The following is a 15,782-nucleotide window of genomic DNA, read 5'->3' as shown; positions in this document are numbered from 1 at the left end:
CGCGCTTCGGATCGCAGCGCGGGCCATGGCTCGTCACGATCACGCCCCGGCGGCCGTGGAGGGCGGACCGCGTCGATGTGGCGACCTTCACACCGTCCGGCATCCCGAGGTCCAGGACGGCCATGGCGGGCCGGTGCGGGTGTCAGCTCTTCGGGTGTCAGCCCGTCTCCGGCGGGGCGGTCGCGGTGGTCCGGGGTGAGGGCAGCGGTACGGCGGCGGTCAGATGGAACGCCCCGTCACCCGTCGGTCCCGCCTCCAGTGAACCGCCGACCGCGGCCAGCCGTTCCCGGAGCCCGTGGAGCCCGGAGCCGCTGCCGGGGACGACGGCCGTGTCCGGCGTCACCCCGTCGTTCTCCACGACCAGCCGGACGGATCCCCGCGCCGTCTCCAGCCGGATGTCGCACCGCCGGGGGTCACCGTGCCGCAGCACGTTGGTGGCCGCCTCGCGTACGGCCCAGCCGAGAGCCGACTGCACCGGTGAGGGAAGCTCGTCGCCGTCGCCGTGGACGGCGCACGCGATGCCGGCCGCCCGCAAAACCCCCTGGGCGCCCAGTAGTTCCGTACGGAGATCGGCCTCGCGATAGCCCCGTACGACGTCCCGGACCTCCTGCTGCGAGGCGCGTGCGATGCGCTGTACCTCGACCATCTGGTCCGTCGCCGAGGGGATCCCGCGCTCCGCCAGTTCGACCGCGAGCTCGCTCTTCAGCGCGATCACCGCGAGGTTACGGCCCAGGACGTCGTGCATGTCCCGGCCGAAGCGCAGGCGTTCCTCGGCGACCGCCAGCCGGGTCTGCACGTCCCGGGCGTCACGGAGCTTCTGCGTGATGCCGAGGGTCCAGGCGGAGAGCCGCACGGTGCTCGCGACCAGCGCTCCGCCGAGACCGATCCCCGCCAGGGTGGTCAGGGCGAAGGACCCGGTGGCTCCGGCCAGCAGGGCGCCGCCGGTCATGCCACCCGCGATCGCCGCGACGCACACCGCGGACACCCACACCGGTACGGCGAGGACGAGAGGGGTGAGGAAGGGCAACGTCACACTCCCCAGCGCCACCGGGAGTTCGGGGTACTCCTCGGTGCCGGTGAACCAACCGAGCGTCAGCAGACATGCGGCGTTCGCGAGGAACAGGACGGCCGAGAGGAAGATCAGCCGGCCGGTGACGGCCTCGCGGCCGAGGTAGCCGCCGAGGGCCCGGGGGACCAGCGGCACCGAGCAGACGCCCTGTGCGACGGCGGTCAGGACCGTACCGGCGATCAGGGCGACGGGGGCGTCGGAGTCCCGCACCGGGTGGGTCACCGACAGCAGCGAAACGCACAGAACCGTCCCCCAGACCGTGGAGTGCAGGGTCCCGCGCGTGTAGAGATCGATCTTGTCGAACCCGTCGCGGCGCTTCCACTTGAGCACCTGTGCCCGTACCCACACGTTTCTCGCTCCCCCTGCAGCCCGCGGACCTCTTGTGCCAGGACTTCCGCCGGATCACGGCCGCGACCGGTGCGTGGTGGCCTCACTGCTCATGACGAGCGGCATGCGTCGATATCCGGAAACGTCAAAGGCCCCGGTCGAAAATCGACCGGGGCCTTTGAATCAAGAGCGGACGACCAGGTTCGAACTGGCGACCTCAACCTTGGCAAGGTTGCGCTCTACCAACTGAGCTACGTCCGCATTGCTGCCACTCGGCTTTCACCGGTGGAGCGCTCACTACTCTACCTGATCCACTGAGTGGTCCGGTAAGGCAGTGCAGAGCGGGTGACAGGAATTGCACACTGCGCCTTCCCCCTGGAAGGGGGATGTTCTACTACTGAACTACACCCGCACGCTGCGTCGGACCCGGCTTTTCGGCCTTGCCCTTCGGCGTGCTCCAGACTCTAGCCGACCTGCAGGGGTGTTGTGCAAGTCGGCTCCCCGAGGTGTCGCTCCGGCAGGCGGCGGGCCACTGAACGGAACGGAACATTCCGGGCGTCGGCCTCAACTGGCGGCGTTGAACGCCTCGTAGACCTTCTTGGGGATCCGGCCGCGGGCCGGCACCTCCATCCGGTGAGAGCGGGCCCAGGCGCGCACGGCCGCGGGGTCCGGCGCCAGCGACGTGTGGTGGTAGGAAGCCGGAGCCCTGCCGCGCTTGCCGGTGTTTGTCTGCTTTCGGCCGGCCGCCACGTACGGGGCCAGGGTCTTACGCAGTTTCTTTGCATTGGCGGGATTGAGGTCGATCTCGTACGACTTCCCGTCCAGGGCGAAGGAGACCGTTTCCTCCGCTTCTCCCCCGTCGATGTCGTCGGAGAGCGTAACCACTACGCGCTGAGCCACGGATATCGGTCCTTTCCTTCGGCATCGTCGCGCCTGACATGCGTCGATGCCGGCCTTCCGGCGGCTGGGTGGATACGGATCGACTGGTGTCGACTGTTCCGGGGCAATCGTGCTTTCCTGCGTATTCATTTGTACAGCGGGGGGAGCCGCATTGTGAAGCCCGGCCAATTACATCCGCGTGTTGCCGCCGTGTCCCGGCGTGCAATCCGGGTGAAGATTTTTCCCAGGATTTTCCCTGGGCGTCGTTGCCGCCGATATCTCGCCGTGATCAGGGCGAGGCGATATCTACCCGCGTAGAATTTCTGGCCAGGTACGCTGAGTGGACCCGCGGGGATCTGGGGAACCCCTCGGAGACACAGCCGCACCACACCACCGGGAGTGCCAGTGGCACGCGTCGTAGTCGACGTCATGCTCAAGCCGGAGATCCTCGACCCGCAGGGACAGGCTGTGCAGCGCGCACTGCCCCGTCTCGGCTTCGACGGAATCGCGGACGTTCGTCAGGGAAAGCGTTTCGAGCTCGAGGTCGAGGGGCCGGTCGACGACGCCGCCCTCGCCCGCATTAACGAGATCGCCGAGACCTTCCTCGCCAACACCGTCATCGAGGACTTCACCGTCACGGTGGAGGAGGAGAAGTGACCACCCGTATTGGAGTCGTCACTTTTCCCGGCACGCTCGACGACCAGGACAGCCTGCGGGCCGTACGGATCGCGGGTGCCGAACCCGTATCCCTCTGGCACCGCGACAAGGACCTCCGCCAGGTCGACGCCGTCATCCTGGCGGGCGGATTCAGTTACGGCGACTATCTGCGCGCCGGCGCCATCTCGCGTTTCTCGCCGGTGATGGAGACCGTCATCGAGCAGGCGAAGGCCGGTCTGCCGGTCCTCGGTATCTGCAACGGTTTCCAGATCCTGACCGAGGCACACCTGCTGCCCGGGGCGATGCTGCGCAACAACCACCTCCACTTCATCTGCCGCGACCAGAAGCTGCGGGTGGAGAACGCGGAGACGGCCTGGACCTCGGACTACACGGCGGGCCAGGAGATCTCCGTACCGCTGAAGAACGTGGACGGCAGGTACACCGCCGACGAGCGCACGCTCGACGAGCTGGAGGCCGAGGGCCGCGTCGCCTTCCGTTACGCCGACGTCAACCCGAACGGCTCGCTGCGCGACATCGCCGGCATCACCAACGCCGCGGGCAACATCGTCGGTCTGATGCCGCACCCGGAGCACGCCGTCGAGCCGCTGATCGGCACCGGACGCACCGACGGCCTGGGTTTCTTCACCTCGATCATCAAGAAGCTGGTCAACGCATGAGCCTGGACACGGTCAAGCACGCGGCCGAAACTCCGGACGCCGGACAGCCCTGGAAGGAGCTCGGCCTCAAGGAGGACGAGTACGCCCGGATCCGCGAGATCCTGGGCCGCCGTCCCACCGGCGCCGAGCTCGCCATGTACTCCGTGATGTGGTCCGAGCACTGCTCCTACAAGAGCAGCAAGGTCCACCTCAAGCAGTTCGGCGAGAAGGTCCCCGAGAACGACGCGATGCTCGTCGGCATCGGCGAGAACGCCGGTGTGGTCGACGTCGGTCAGGGTTACGCGGTGACCTTCAAGGTCGAGTCGCACAACCACCCCTCGTACATCGAGCCCTACCAGGGCGCGGCCACCGGCGTCGGCGGCATCGTCCGCGACATCCTGGCCATGGGCGCCCGCCCGATCGCGGTCGTCGACCCGCTGCGCTTCGGTGCGGCCGACCACCCCGACACCCGGCGCGTCCTGCCGGGCATCGTCGCGGGCATCGGCGGCTACGGAAACTGCCTCGGCCTGCCGAACATCGGCGGCGAGGTCGTCTTCGACGCCTGCTACCAGGGCAACCCGCTCGTCAACGCCGGCTGCATCGGCGTGATGAAGCACGAGGACATCCACCTGGCCCAGGCCTCCGGCCCCGGCAACAAGGTGATCCTGTACGGCGCCCGCACGGGCGGTGACGGCATCGGCGGCGTCTCCGTGCTGGCCTCGGAGACCTTCGACGACACCAAGCCCACCAAGCGCCCCGCCGTCCAGGTCGGCGACCCGTTCCAGGAGAAGCTCCTCATCGAGTGCACCCTGGAGATCTTCAAGGAGAAGCTCGTCGCGGGCATCCAGGACCTCGGCGGCGCCGGGCTCTCCTGCGCCACGAGCGAGCTGGCCTCCGCGGGCTCCGGCGGTATGCGTGTCGAGCTGGACACCGTGCCGCTGCGCGACTCCTCCCTCTCGCCCGAGGAAATCCTCATGAGCGAGTCGCAGGAGCGCATGTGCGCGATCGTCGAGCCGCAGCACGTGGACCGCTTCATGGAGATCTGCGAGAAGTGGGACGTCATCGCCACCGTCATCGGTGAGGTGACCGAGGGCTCGCAGCTGGAGATCTTCTGGCACGGCGAGCAGATCGTGGACGTACCGCCGCGTTCCGTCGCCCACGAGGGCCCGACGTACCACCGGCCGTTCGCGCGGCCCTCCTGGCAGGACGCGCTGCAGGCCGACGACGCCGGCAGGCTGGCCCGCCCGGCGAACGGCACGGAGCTGCGTGAGCAGGTCCTCAGGCTGGTCGGTTCCCCGAACCAGGCCTCCAAGTCCTGGATCACCGACCAGTACGACCGCTTCGTGCAGGGCAACACCGTGCTCGCGATGCCCGAGGACGCCGGCATGGTCCGGATCGACGAGAAGTCGAACCTGGGCGTGGCCATGGCGACCGACGGCAACGGCCGCTACGCCAAGCTCGACCCGTACACGGGTGCGCAGCTGGCCCTCGCGGAGTCCTACCGCAACGTCGCCGCGTCCGGCGCCAAGCCGCTCGCCATCTCGGACTGCCTGAACTTCGGTTCGCCCGAGGACCCGGACGTCATGTGGCAGTTCGCCGAGGCCACCCGTGGTCTCGCCGACGGCTGCCTGGAGCTGGGCACCCCGGTGACCGGCGGCAACGTGTCGCTGTACAACCAGACCGGCGAGACGGCGATCCACCCGACGCCCGTCGTGGCCGTCCTCGGTGTGATCGACGACGTCACCCGGCGCACGCCGGTCGCGTTCGCCGAGGAGGGCCAGCTGCTATACCTCCTGGGCGACACCCGCGAGGAGTTCGGCGGCTCGGCCTGGTCCGAGGTCGTCCACCAGCACCTCGGCGGCATGCCGCCCAAGGTCGACCTGGGCCGCGAGAAGCTGCTCGGCGAGATCCTGATCTCGGCCTCCCGCGACGGCATGATCGACGCGGCGCACGACCTGTCCGACGGCGGTCTGATCCAGGCGGTCACCGAGTCCTGCCTGCGCGGCGGGAAGGGCGCCCGGCTGGTCGTCCCGGACGGTCTGGACGCGTTCACCTTCCTGTTCTCGGAGTCCGCGGGACGTGCGGTCGTCTCGGTTCCGCGCAGCGAGGAGCTCCGCTTCACCGACATGTGCGGCGCCCGGGGTCTTCCCGTCGCCCGGATCGGTGTCGTGGACGGCGAGGAGATCGAGATCCAGGGCGAGTTCAGCATCCCGCTGAGCGAGCTGCGCACGGCGCACGAGGGGACCCTGGAGGGTCTGTTCGCCTAAATTCGGCCTGTACCGAAGCCCCCGTCCGGGTTGACCGGACGGGGGCTTCGGCGTCCTCACACGAAACAGTTGATGGATGTTACGTAATTACGTAAGGTTGGGTTCTGTGAAGCTTGAGGAGCGTGTCGCCGAGCTGGAGCGCCGCCTCGCGGTGCTGGAGCGGGCGGCGGAGGGCGGCAAGCCCGGTCTGGGCGACGGGGACTTCTGGGCACTGGACGGGCTGAAGGAGCAGCTCGAACAGGTCGGGGAGGCCGCCGCCGACGGCGGGGTGCTGTTCACGGGAGCGGTGAGACTGCCGGCCGGTGAGCACTACGAGTGGCAGTACGGCGCGCTCACCGCGGGGCTCCTCGGCACCGAGGAGGAACGCCCCGACTGGGCGGAGGCCGCCGAGCCGCTCGCCGCGCTGGGCCACCCCGTACGGCTGCGGCTGCTCCGCGAGATCCTCGGCGGCTGCCGCACCGCCGCCGAACTGGCGGGGCTGGACGACACGGGCACGACCGGCCAGATCTACCACCATCTCCGCCAGCTGACCGGCGCGGGCTGGCTGCACACCACGGGGCGCGGGCGTTACGAGGTGCCGGGTTCCCGTGTGGTGCCGCTGCTGGTGGTGCTCACGGCCGCCCGGCCGTGAGACCCGCACGCGGTGGCTGTGGCCGGCCGCCCGGCCCGACCGCGACGTCCCGGTCTTCGGTGCCCGCCGGTAGCGACGGCGGGCGGCACCGTCGCGCAGGCGGGCGGCGGCCGGCGTGATCACCTCAGCGGGGACTCCGGTCCGCGCGCACGCCCGGCGCGCCCCCCTCCAGGTGAAGGCGGGGGCACGGTCCGGGGGAGGGACAAGTCCGGCCGACAGCGAGGCCTGCGTGGTCGAGGAGGCTGTCGGCGGCGACTGATAACTTGCGGGGCGCCACGGGTGGTCGATGTGACGGGGGCCGATGATGGACGACGGAACGCACGGAGCCGGGGACGGGTCTGCCGGCCGGGGGCGTCTGCGAGGGATCCTGAACACGGTGTTCGTGCTGGTCGCCGTGGCGGGCATCGGCCTCAGTGTCTGGGCGCTCGTCAGTGATGTGCTCGATCTCCGTACCCGGGCCGAGAGCCGCGACCTCATAGAGGAGGGGTGCGGCGGTCTCGTCGACCCCGACCGGGTGCTCGCGCTGAACGGGGGTGTCGACCGGGTGACACTCTCCGACCGCCACCACATCAGCACCGCGCGGAGTGACAGCAGTTGTGTCGTCCACCGGGTGGGTGAGCCGCGGGCGGCCTACGGGCGCTTCTCGCTCGACCTCACGCTGTACCCGGCCGCCCCGAACGCCGACGAGCGCATGACAGAGGCCGACCATGAGCCCTTCGACTACTTCACCACCCGGAACAGGGACGACGTCACGGCTGCCGCCCAGTACACACTGCCGCATCCGCTGGGCGACGGCGGGCTGGGCGAGTACGACGCCGACACGGTGACGGTCAGGGCCCTCTGCGCGGACGGGGGCCGGATCTCCTCCGTCAGGGCCGAGGCCTCGGCCCTGTACGACGGCCCCGTCACGTCCGGGGACCGCCGCGACCTCACGGCTCTGGCACGCCAGGCGGCGCAGCGGGCCGCCGCGAAGAAGGGCTGCCGGGCCGAACTCCCCCCTGTGCCCACCGCGTTCCCCGAGCCGAGGACCGCCCTCGTCCCCGCCGCGAAAGCGGGCGGCACCTGCGCCTGGTTCGGACGGCACACCGCCGCCCGCGGGCAGGGCGAGCTCCCCGACCGGGCGCTCGCCGCACCGGCCGGGAAGGCCAGTGCCCATGACTCCTGCCTGCTGGCGATGAGCCCGGAAGGGACCGAGAGGATCTGGCCGGCCTACGAGAAGACCCACCCGGACGGCAGGGATCTCGACAAGGTCCTGACCCTGTCCCCGCTGTGGATGCAGACGGACACACTGGTGGGCGACGGCACCAGGGGGCTGCGCGCCGGCGTGGGGAACGGGACCCCGGTCGACTCCTCTTCGGCGGGATCGGCCGACGGCATCTGGTGGGCCTCCTCCGTCTGCGGCGGCAGGCCCGCCCTGCATCTGATGCAGGTGTCCTTCCCGTACGACGACGTACTCGGGGACCGGCTGGAGCCCCTGTTCCGGGCGTACGTCGAGGACGCCACCGCTCGCCGGGGCTGCACCGGTGTCACCTATCCCGCGGCCTCGGACTTCGCCGGGAGCTGAGCCCGCGTGAGGAGCCCTTGTCACAGGCGCCGGTTAGTCTCCCCTTCATGCCCCCGGCCAAGAAGCGCCCACGCTCCTACGACCTCAGCCGGACCCGCACGGCGGTCCTGGCACAGTTCGCCCACGTACAGGCCGCCGTCCGCGCCCTGACGCCGGAGCAGCTGTCCGGCCCGTCCGGGCTGGGGGAGTGGACCGTGCGGGACCTCGCGGCACACGTGACCACGGTGCTGGAGCGGGTCAGCCGTGAGCTGGAGCTGCCCGAGCCTTCCGGCGCCAAGCCACAGCTCACCCTGCTGGAGTGGCCTCCGTCCACGGTGGGGCGGGACGAGGGGATCACGGACGACGCCAGGACCCTGGCCGCGGCACGGCCCGGTCTCGGCGCGTTGTACGAGGAGACGGCCGAGCGGTTCTCCCGGCTCGTCGCGGGGAGCCCGGGGGAGCGGCTGGTGACGACGCGGGCGGGCACCATGCGGCTCGGTGACCTCCTGGTCACCCGCACCGTGGAACTCGTCGTCCACACCGACGATCTCCACCGGGCGACCGGTCTCGACCTCCCGTACGACCGTCAGGCACTCGCCGCCTGCACCCGGCTGCTCGCGGACGCGCTCGCGGACAAGGCGCCCGGCGGCTCGGTCGAGGTGCGCGTCCCGCCCTTCGCCGTCGTCCAGTGCATCGGCGGCCCCAGACACACCCGGGGCACCCCGCCCAACGTCGTCGAGACGGATCCGCTCACCTGGGTCCGGCTGGCGACCGGCCGTACGCGGTGGACGGAGGCCCTCGACGAGGCGCAGGTCAGCGCCAGCGGTGAGCGGGCCGATCTCGCCCCGCTGCTCCCGCTGACGGGCTGAACGGAACCGGATCGGCCGGTCGTTCCGTCCCATGGCCATGCGCACACAACGTATGTCCGTCAGCGCCCTTGCCGTCCTGGCCACCTTCACCCTTGCCTCCTGCGGTACGGAGTCGGGCTCCGGAGCGGGATCCGGGGACTCCGGGGACGGCAGCGGCACCGTACGCACGGAACCGAAGGTGACCGGGGTCCGATGGAACGTGTCGTCCCTGACCGTCGGCGGGAAGAAGACCTCCGCCCCCGACGGCGCCCACGTCGAGATCGACTCCGAGGGGAAGGCCACGGGCAGCCTCGGCTGCAACCGCTTCTCCGCCGACGTCCGCCTCGACGGCGACAAGGTCACCGTCGGGCGGGGCACCACCACACGGATGGCCTGCGCCAAGGAGGTCCAGGGGTTCGAGAACGCGATGGGCAAGGCCTTCCACGGCGAGCTCAAGGCCGCCGAGGCGGGTCAGGGCAAGGCGAAGGCCCTGACCCTGACCACCGCGCACGGCGACTCCATCGCCCTCACAGCGGAGCCGCCGGCCCCGCTCACCGGCACCGCCTGGAAGGTCACCGGACTCGTGTCCGGCAGCGTCGCCTCCTCCCTGCCCGCCGGTACGGAGGGCAAGGCGCACCTCACCTTCGGCGAGGACGGATCGGTGGAGGGGAACCTCGGCTGCAACTCGTTCCACGGCAAGGCGACCGTCTCCGGCTCCACGCTCACCTTCGGTCCGCTCGCCTCCACCCGGAAGATATGCCCCGGCGCCGAGATGCGGCTGGAGCGCGCGCTGCTCGGTGTGCTGGAGGGGGAGACGTCGTACGAGATCGATCACCGCTCCCTGTCGATCGAGGCGAAGGGCGGCAAGGGCCTCGACGCGTCCGCTCCGGCGGCCGAGGACTGACCGGCCGGTGCGGCGCCGATCCGTCCGGGGGCCCGGGGGCGGGATTCCGTCCGCCCGCGTTCGGGTCCCGGCGCACCCGCCGGGCCGGAACGGGGGGCACGCCGGGGCCGCTGAAGGCATCACGGGGGCTTCGGCCGGGCTCCGCGGTGTGAGGCTCACCACGGAACGAGGGCTCGGACGCCACCCGCCCGCAGGGCCTCCCCGGCTCACCGAGCGCCACGAGCGGGGCGATTCCGGTGCGGGGGTGCCCACTTGCCGGACCGGCCGGTAACCGCCGCCCATCCCGGGCGTCGGCGGCCCCGAGGCCTTCCGGGGCGGGGGCGAGGCATCCTGCGTGATCACCCGGAGTGATCGTCCGACCTCGCCCCCGGTCGTTGCGGGGAGCGCTCCCGCGCCTCGTCCGCAGCCCCTGCCGGGTGGTCACCCAATTCGGACCGGTGGTCGATCTCGCCTACACTCGGTGGCGTGCCTCGTGGTGATGGACGACTCAACCACGACCTGCTCCCCGGAGAGAAAGGCCCCCAGGACGCTTGCGGCGTCTTCGGTGTCTGGGCTCCGGGTGAAGAGGTCGCCAAGCTCACCTATTTCGGACTGTATGCCCTGCAGCACCGTGGACAGGAGTCCGCGGGCATCGCAGTGAGCAACGGGTCCCAGATCCTGGTCTTCAAAGACATGGGACTGGTCTCGCAGGTCTTCGACGAAACGTCTCTGGGTTCGCTCCAGGGCCATATCGCGGTCGGTCATGCCCGCTACTCCACCACCGGTGCCTCGGTGTGGGAGAACGCGCAGCCGACGTTCCGTGCCACCGCGCACGGCTCGATCGCCCTGGGTCACAACGGCAACCTGGTCAACACGGCCCAGCTCGCCGGGATGGTCGCCGACCTTCCGCGCAAGGACGGCCGTGCGACCCAGGTCGCGGCGACGAACGACACCGACCTGGTGACCGCGCTGCTCGCCGGCCAGAGAGACGAAGACGACAAGCCGCTCACCATCGAGGAGGCCGCCGCCAAGGTGCTTCCCGAGGTCAAGGGTGCCTTCTCGCTGGTCTTCATGGACGAGCACACGCTCTACGCCGCCCGTGACCCGCAGGGCATCCGCCCGCTGGTCCTCGGCCGGCTCGAGCGTGGCTGGGTGGTGGCCTCCGAGTCCGCCGCCCTCGACATCTGCGGTGCCAGCTACGTCCGCGAGATCGAGCCGGGCGAGCTCGTCGCCATCGACGAGAACGGCCTGCGCACCTCTCGCTTCGCAGAAGCGAAGCCCAAGGGCTGTGTCTTCGAGTACGTCTACCTGGCCCGCCCCGACACCGACATCGCCGGTCGGAACGTCTACCTCTCCCGTGTGGAGATGGGCCGGAAGCTGGCGGCCGAGGCTCCCGTCGACGCGGATCTGGTCATAGCGACGCCGGAATCGGGAACCCCCGCGGCGATCGGTTACGCGGAGGCGAGCGGAATTCCGTTCGGAGCCGGGCTGGTCAAGAACGCCTATGTCGGCCGGACCTTCATCCAGCCCTCGCAGACCATCCGTCAGCTGGGTATCCGGCTGAAGCTCAACCCCCTCAAGGAAGTCATCAAGGGCAAGCGCCTGGTGGTCGTCGACGACTCGATCGTCCGCGGCAACACCCAGCGAGCCCTGGTGAGGATGCTCCGCGAGGCGGGCGCCGCCGAGATCCACATCCGGATCTCCTCGCCGCCCGTGAAGTGGCCCTGCTTCTTCGGCATCGACTTCGCGACGCGCGCCGAGCTGATCGCCAACGGCATGTCCGTGGACGAGATCGGCACCTCCATGGGGGCCGACTCCCTCGCGTACATCTCGCTCGACGCGATGGTCGAGGCGACGACGATCGCCAAGCCGAACCTCTGCCGCGCCTGCTTCGACGGCGAATACCCGATGGAGCTCCCGGACCCGGAACTGCTCGGCAAGCAGCTGCTGGAGACCGAGCTGGCGGCCGGCCCCGCCGCGACCGCGGCGGCCGACGCGCTGCGTCGTCCGTGACCCGGACCGACCGGCTGCTTCCCCACCAGCCCCGTACTCCCACACGAAAGATCCCGGGCAATGTCTGAGACAACAGGTGCTTCCTACGCTGCGGCGGGCGTCGACATCGAAGCCGGTGACCGCGCCGTCGAGCTGATGAAGGAGTGGGTGAAGAAGACGCAGCGCCCCGAGGTCGCGGGCCTCGGCGGCCTCGGCGGTTTCGCCGGCCTCTTCGACGCCTCGGCGCTCAAGCGTTACGAGCGCCCCCTGCTCGCCTCCGCCACCGACGGCGTCGGCACGAAGGTCGATCTGGCCCGGCAGATGGGCGTGTACGACACCATCGGGCACGACCTCGTCGGCATGGTCGTCGACGACCTGGTCGTGTGCGGCGCGGAGCCGCTCTTCATGACCGACTACATCTGCGTCGGCAAGGTGCATCCCGAGCGTGTCGCGGCCATCGTGAAGGGCATCGCCGAGGGCTGCGTCCTCGCCGGCTGCGCCCTGGTCGGCGGAGAGACGGCCGAGCACCCGGGCCTGCTGGGTCCGGACGACTTCGACGTCGCCGGTGCCGGGACGGGTGTGGTCGAGGCCGACCTCCTGCTCGGTCCGGACCGTATCCGTAAGGGTGACGCCGTGATCGCGATGGCATCGTCCGGTCTTCACTCGAACGGGTACTCGCTCGTGCGCCACGTGGTCTTCGACCGGGCCGGCTGGACCCTGGACCGGCAGGTCGAGGAGTTCGGCAGGACGCTCGGCGAGGAGCTCCTGGAGCCCACCAGGATCTACTCCCTGGACTGTCTGGCGCTGACCCGCACGACCGAGGTGCACGGCTTCAGCCATGTCACCGGCGGTGGCCTGGCCAACAACCTGGCCCGGGTGATCCCGGACGCGCTGCACGCCACGGTCGACCGTTCCACCTGGACGCCGGGCGCCGTCTTCGACCTCGTCGGCAAGGCCGGGCAGGTCGAGCAGCTGGAGCTGGAGAAGACGCTCAACATGGGCGTCGGCATGATCGCCGTCGTCCCGGCCGATTCGGTGGACGTCGCTCTGACGACGCTGGCCGACCGGGGTGTCGACTCCTGGGTCGCCGGTGAGATCACCGAGCGCGGTGACCACGCCACGGGCGCCGAGCTGACCGGCAGCTACGCACGGTAGGACGTCATGACCGCCGGCCCGTCACACCACCGGGCCGGCGGGGGCGCCTCATCGACGCGGGGCGGGGACGCTCCGTGCCCGGACAGCACAGAACCCGGTCCGGGCAGGCCCGGACCGGGTTGATGTGTCAGCGCGAGGTCAAGCGCCGCGGCGCTGTGACGACGGACCGGACTGGTCGTCCTCGTCCGCGTCCTCGTCGTCGTTGTACAGATCCGCGTACTGTGCGTACGGGTCATCTTCCTCGTCGTCGTCCTCGAACGGCTCGGCGTTCGGTGGTTGACTCGAAGGCGATGCGCCCAGCTCATTGGCCAGACGTGACAGGTCAGTCCCGCCGCTGCTGTACTTCAGCTGGCGGGCGACCTTGGTCTGCTTGGCCTTTGCCCGGCCGCGCCCCATGGCTCGACCCCCTCGGTGACGGGGCTCGACGGCCCCAGAGTCTTGACACGCGTTCATGTTTCGGGACGGACTCTCGGCTGAGAGACCGCGCCCGTGGCTTTAACCGTACCTGCTTCCTCGGCCATACGGTACGCCGCCCGCATCACGTGCCGCTGTGCAGGACCGAAGAGGAGCCCGTCCTCGCTGGTCAACCCTGATTTTAACCTCTTGTGGACGGCCGACCCGCCGACCGGAGTGAGTCTTGTCTCCCTGTGGACGGCCCGCCGTCCTCCCCGCCCGTACAGGGGCCCGCCACCGGGCTCATGGACAGCTCGGTGACGGGCGCCGGACACCTCCGCGACGTGTCAGGGACGGCGGGCGTCCGCCATCCGCTGCTCGGCGATCCGGTCGGCCGCGGCGGCCGGCGGAATTCCGTCCGCCTTCGCACGTGCGAATATGGCCAGCGTGGTGTCGAAGATCTTCGTGGCCTTCGCCTTGCACCGGTCGAAGTCGAAACCGTTGAGCTCGTCGGCGACCTGGATGACGCCACCGGCGTTCACCACGTAGTCCGGTGCGTACAGAACCGATCGGTCGGCAAGGTCCTTCTCGATGCCCGGGTGCGCGAGCTGGTTGTTGGCGGCACCGCACACCACCTTGGCGGTGAGCACCGGCACGGTCTCGTCGTTCAGCGCGCCGCCGAGCGCGCACGGGGCGTAGATGTCGAGTCCCTCGGTGCGGATCAGCGCGTCGGTGTCCGCGGCGACGGAGACCTCGGGGTGCAGGTCGGTGACCCGGCGTACGGACTCCTCGCGGACGTCCGTCACCACGACCTCGGCACCGTCGCTCAGCAGGTGTGCGACCAGGTGGTGGCCGACCTTGCCGACCCCCGCGACGCCGACCTTGCGGCCACGCAGTGTCGGGTCTCCCCACAGGTGCTGTGCGGAGGCCCGCATCCCCTGGAAGACGCCGAACGCGGTGAGGACGGACGAGTCGCCGGCGCCGCCGTTCTCGGGGGAGCGGCCGGTGGTCCAGCGGCACTCGCGGGCGACGACGTCCATGTCGGCGACGTACGTGCCGACATCACAGGCGGTCACATAGCGTCCGCCGAGGGACGCCACGAACCGGCCGTAGGCCAGGAGCAGTTCCTCGGACTTGATCAGGGCGGGGTCGCCGATGACCACGGCCTTGCCGCCGCCGTGGTCCAGGCCGGCCATGGCGTTCTTGTACGACATGCCGCGCGACAGGTTCAGCGCGTCCGCGACGGCCTCCTCCTCGGAGGCGTACGGATAGAAGCGGGTCCCTCCGAGGGCCGGGCCCAGGGCGGTGGAGTGGATGGCGATGACGGCCTTGAGACCGCTGGCGCGGTCCTGGCAGATCACGACCTGCTCATGGCCTCCCTGATCCGAGTGGAACAGGGTGCGGAGCACGTCGACGGGTACGCCGGTCACATCGGTCACGGTGGTGACTCCCAAGTACGAAGCGGCGGAAGACCCTCCTGAAGGTGGGGAGGGTCCCGGACCGACCGGCACCCGGCCGGTCGACTGGGCAAGAGCGTAAGTCCTCGCGACGCGCAGATCTGTTCCCCTCCCCGGCATCACCCCCCTGTGGAGTACGGCCGTGACACGATCTACCGCATGTCGGTGGTGTCTTCGGTGCTCGTCCCTTACGCGTCCTACCTGCGGGTGTACGAGCCGCTCGCCGCCTTCGGTGAACCCGAACGGGGCCACTGGACGCGTTACGCCCGGCGCGTGGACCTCCCCACGGCCCAGGACGAGCTGCGCGGCTCGCTGGCCGGCCTGGTCCCCACCCCTCCGGTGGCGGTGCCCGTGCACGAGAGCGGGGACGCCTTCGTCGCTGTGGTCGACGGGGTGATCTGCGTCTGCCCGTGGAGGACCCGGATGCGCGGCTGGCTGGCGATGAGCGAACTGGGAGGTCTGTTTCCGGCCACTGTGCTGGACGCGGTTCTGCCCCCGGTGGTGCGGGGGCAGGCGACGGCGGACCACGAGCGGTGGACCGAGAGGAATCCGGACGCACGTCCCTGGATCCGGACCACGGTGTGGCACGTGCCGGTGCGCTGGTTCGTCCTGTTCGACGACGAGGAACGGGAGTGCGTGACCGGCGGCAGCGCCGAGGGCCGGCTGCTCCGCTACCGGACGCCGATGGTGCAGGCGCGGCGACGGTTGGCCCGGGCGCTGCGGACCCTGCGGGAGACCGTCGACGAAGGGCCGCTGACCGAGGGGCTGGTGGAGGTGGGCCGCTGGCTGGAGGAGTTCCACCCCCGCGCCATGGTCGAGCTGGACTACGGCGGGCTGGTTCACGCCCTGAGCGCCGAGCAGCTCACCGGTGACCGGTCGGCCGCCGATGTGGCCGAGGGCATCGCGGCGCTGCGTGAGGGGGACAACGACGCGGCGGGTGTCGCCTACGGGCGGCTCGCGGCACGCTGGCGTGCGGTGCGCGACCTACAATCCTCCAACTAGCCCGAAGCGGTGCCAATCGCAAT

14 protein-coding genes and 2 tRNA genes are annotated in these 15,782 nt (G+C 70.3%); 10 read left to right on the top strand and 6 right to left on the bottom strand.

The window, feature by feature from the left end:
* Positions 1-157: 157 nt before the first annotated feature.
* From LWJ43_RS15490 to LWJ43_RS15475, 4 genes are all read right to left on the bottom strand, one after another.
* Positions 158-1,417 (bottom strand): sensor histidine kinase, encoded by a 1,260-nt coding sequence (locus LWJ43_RS15490; RefSeq protein ID WP_277332833.1) that lies wholly within the window; start codon positions 1,415-1,417, stop codon positions 158-160.
* Positions 1,418-1,584: 167 nt separating this feature from the next.
* Positions 1,585-1,657, bottom strand: a tRNA-Gly gene (locus tag LWJ43_RS15485).
* Between the two features lie 79 nt (positions 1,658-1,736).
* Positions 1,737-1,808: transfer RNA gene (locus tag LWJ43_RS15480), tRNA-Gly, on the bottom strand.
* A 152-nt stretch (positions 1,809-1,960) separates the two neighbouring features.
* The gene (locus LWJ43_RS15475) at positions 1,961-2,296 is read right to left on the bottom strand and encodes a histone-like nucleoid-structuring protein Lsr2 (protein ID WP_277332832.1); all 336 of its coding nucleotides are present in this window, start codon (positions 2,294-2,296) and stop codon (positions 1,961-1,963) included.
* A 384-nt stretch (positions 2,297-2,680) separates the two neighbouring features.
* Between LWJ43_RS15475 and purS the strand changes: the two genes are divergently transcribed.
* The 9 genes from purS to purM all read left to right on the top strand — a co-directional run bounded on the left by purS (position 2,681) and on the right by purM (position 12,907).
* Complete coding sequence (purS, locus tag LWJ43_RS15470; RefSeq protein WP_014155066.1) at positions 2,681-2,932, top strand: phosphoribosylformylglycinamidine synthase subunit PurS; 252 nt, start codon at positions 2,681-2,683, stop codon at positions 2,930-2,932.
* On the top strand, positions 2,929-3,609 hold the full coding sequence (purQ, locus tag LWJ43_RS15465; protein ID WP_277332831.1) for a phosphoribosylformylglycinamidine synthase subunit PurQ: 681 nt from the start codon (positions 2,929-2,931) through the stop codon (positions 3,607-3,609). The genes purS and purQ overlap by 4 nt, the downstream gene beginning before the upstream one ends.
* Complete coding sequence (purL, locus tag LWJ43_RS15460) at positions 3,606-5,855, top strand: phosphoribosylformylglycinamidine synthase subunit PurL (protein WP_277332830.1); 2,250 nt, start codon at positions 3,606-3,608, stop codon at positions 5,853-5,855. Before purQ ends, purL begins: the two co-directional genes overlap by 4 nt.
* A 106-nt stretch (positions 5,856-5,961) precedes the next feature.
* Positions 5,962-6,486 carry an ArsR/SmtB family transcription factor gene (locus tag LWJ43_RS15455; protein ID WP_277332829.1) on the top strand — a complete coding sequence of 175 codons (525 nt, stop codon included), beginning with the start codon at positions 5,962-5,964 and terminating at the stop codon, positions 6,484-6,486.
* 376 nt (positions 6,487-6,862) lie between these two features.
* Positions 6,863-8,050 (top strand): hypothetical protein, encoded by a 1,188-nt coding sequence (locus LWJ43_RS15450; RefSeq protein WP_277332828.1) that lies wholly within the window; start codon positions 6,863-6,865, stop codon positions 8,048-8,050.
* Between the two features lie 47 nt (positions 8,051-8,097).
* On the top strand, positions 8,098-8,898 hold the full coding sequence (locus tag LWJ43_RS15445; protein ID WP_277332827.1) for a maleylpyruvate isomerase family mycothiol-dependent enzyme: 801 nt from the start codon (positions 8,098-8,100) through the stop codon (positions 8,896-8,898).
* 37 nt (positions 8,899-8,935) lie between these two features.
* A complete protein-coding gene (locus LWJ43_RS15440; RefSeq protein WP_277332826.1) occupies positions 8,936-9,781 on the top strand; it encodes an META domain-containing protein in 846 nt (281 codons plus the stop codon).
* 465 nt (positions 9,782-10,246) lie between these two features.
* Complete coding sequence (gene purF / locus LWJ43_RS15435; protein WP_277332825.1) at positions 10,247-11,773, top strand: amidophosphoribosyltransferase; 1,527 nt, start codon at positions 10,247-10,249, stop codon at positions 11,771-11,773.
* Positions 11,774-11,833: 60 nt separating this feature from the next.
* Positions 11,834-12,907 (top strand): phosphoribosylformylglycinamidine cyclo-ligase, encoded by a 1,074-nt coding sequence (gene purM / locus LWJ43_RS15430; RefSeq protein ID WP_277332824.1) that lies wholly within the window; start codon positions 11,834-11,836, stop codon positions 12,905-12,907.
* A 138-nt stretch (positions 12,908-13,045) separates the two neighbouring features.
* On the opposite strand, the gene LWJ43_RS15425 is transcribed toward purM, so the two are convergent.
* Positions 13,046-13,303 carry a DUF3073 domain-containing protein gene (locus tag LWJ43_RS15425; protein ID WP_014155056.1) on the bottom strand — a complete coding sequence of 86 codons (258 nt, stop codon included), beginning with the start codon at positions 13,301-13,303 and terminating at the stop codon, positions 13,046-13,048.
* 344 nt (positions 13,304-13,647) lie between these two features.
* Positions 13,648-14,739, bottom strand: coding sequence for a Leu/Phe/Val dehydrogenase (locus LWJ43_RS15420; RefSeq protein WP_277332823.1), 1,092 nt, complete (start codon positions 14,737-14,739; stop codon positions 13,648-13,650).
* A gap of 177 nt (positions 14,740-14,916) precedes the next feature.
* On the opposite strand from LWJ43_RS15420, the gene LWJ43_RS15415 reads away from it, so the two are divergent.
* Positions 14,917-15,759: a hypothetical protein gene (locus tag LWJ43_RS15415; protein ID WP_277332822.1), complete on the top strand. Its 843-nt coding sequence runs from the start codon at positions 14,917-14,919 to the stop codon at positions 15,757-15,759.
* Positions 15,760-15,782 lie beyond the last annotated feature (23 nt).

It is taken from the genome of Streptomyces sp. JH34, assembly GCF_029428875.1.
Taxonomy (GTDB): domain Bacteria; phylum Actinomycetota; class Actinomycetes; order Streptomycetales; family Streptomycetaceae; genus Streptomyces.
The sequence above is the reverse complement of the archived record's forward strand: the minus strand, read 5'-3'. Positions and strand labels throughout refer to the sequence as shown.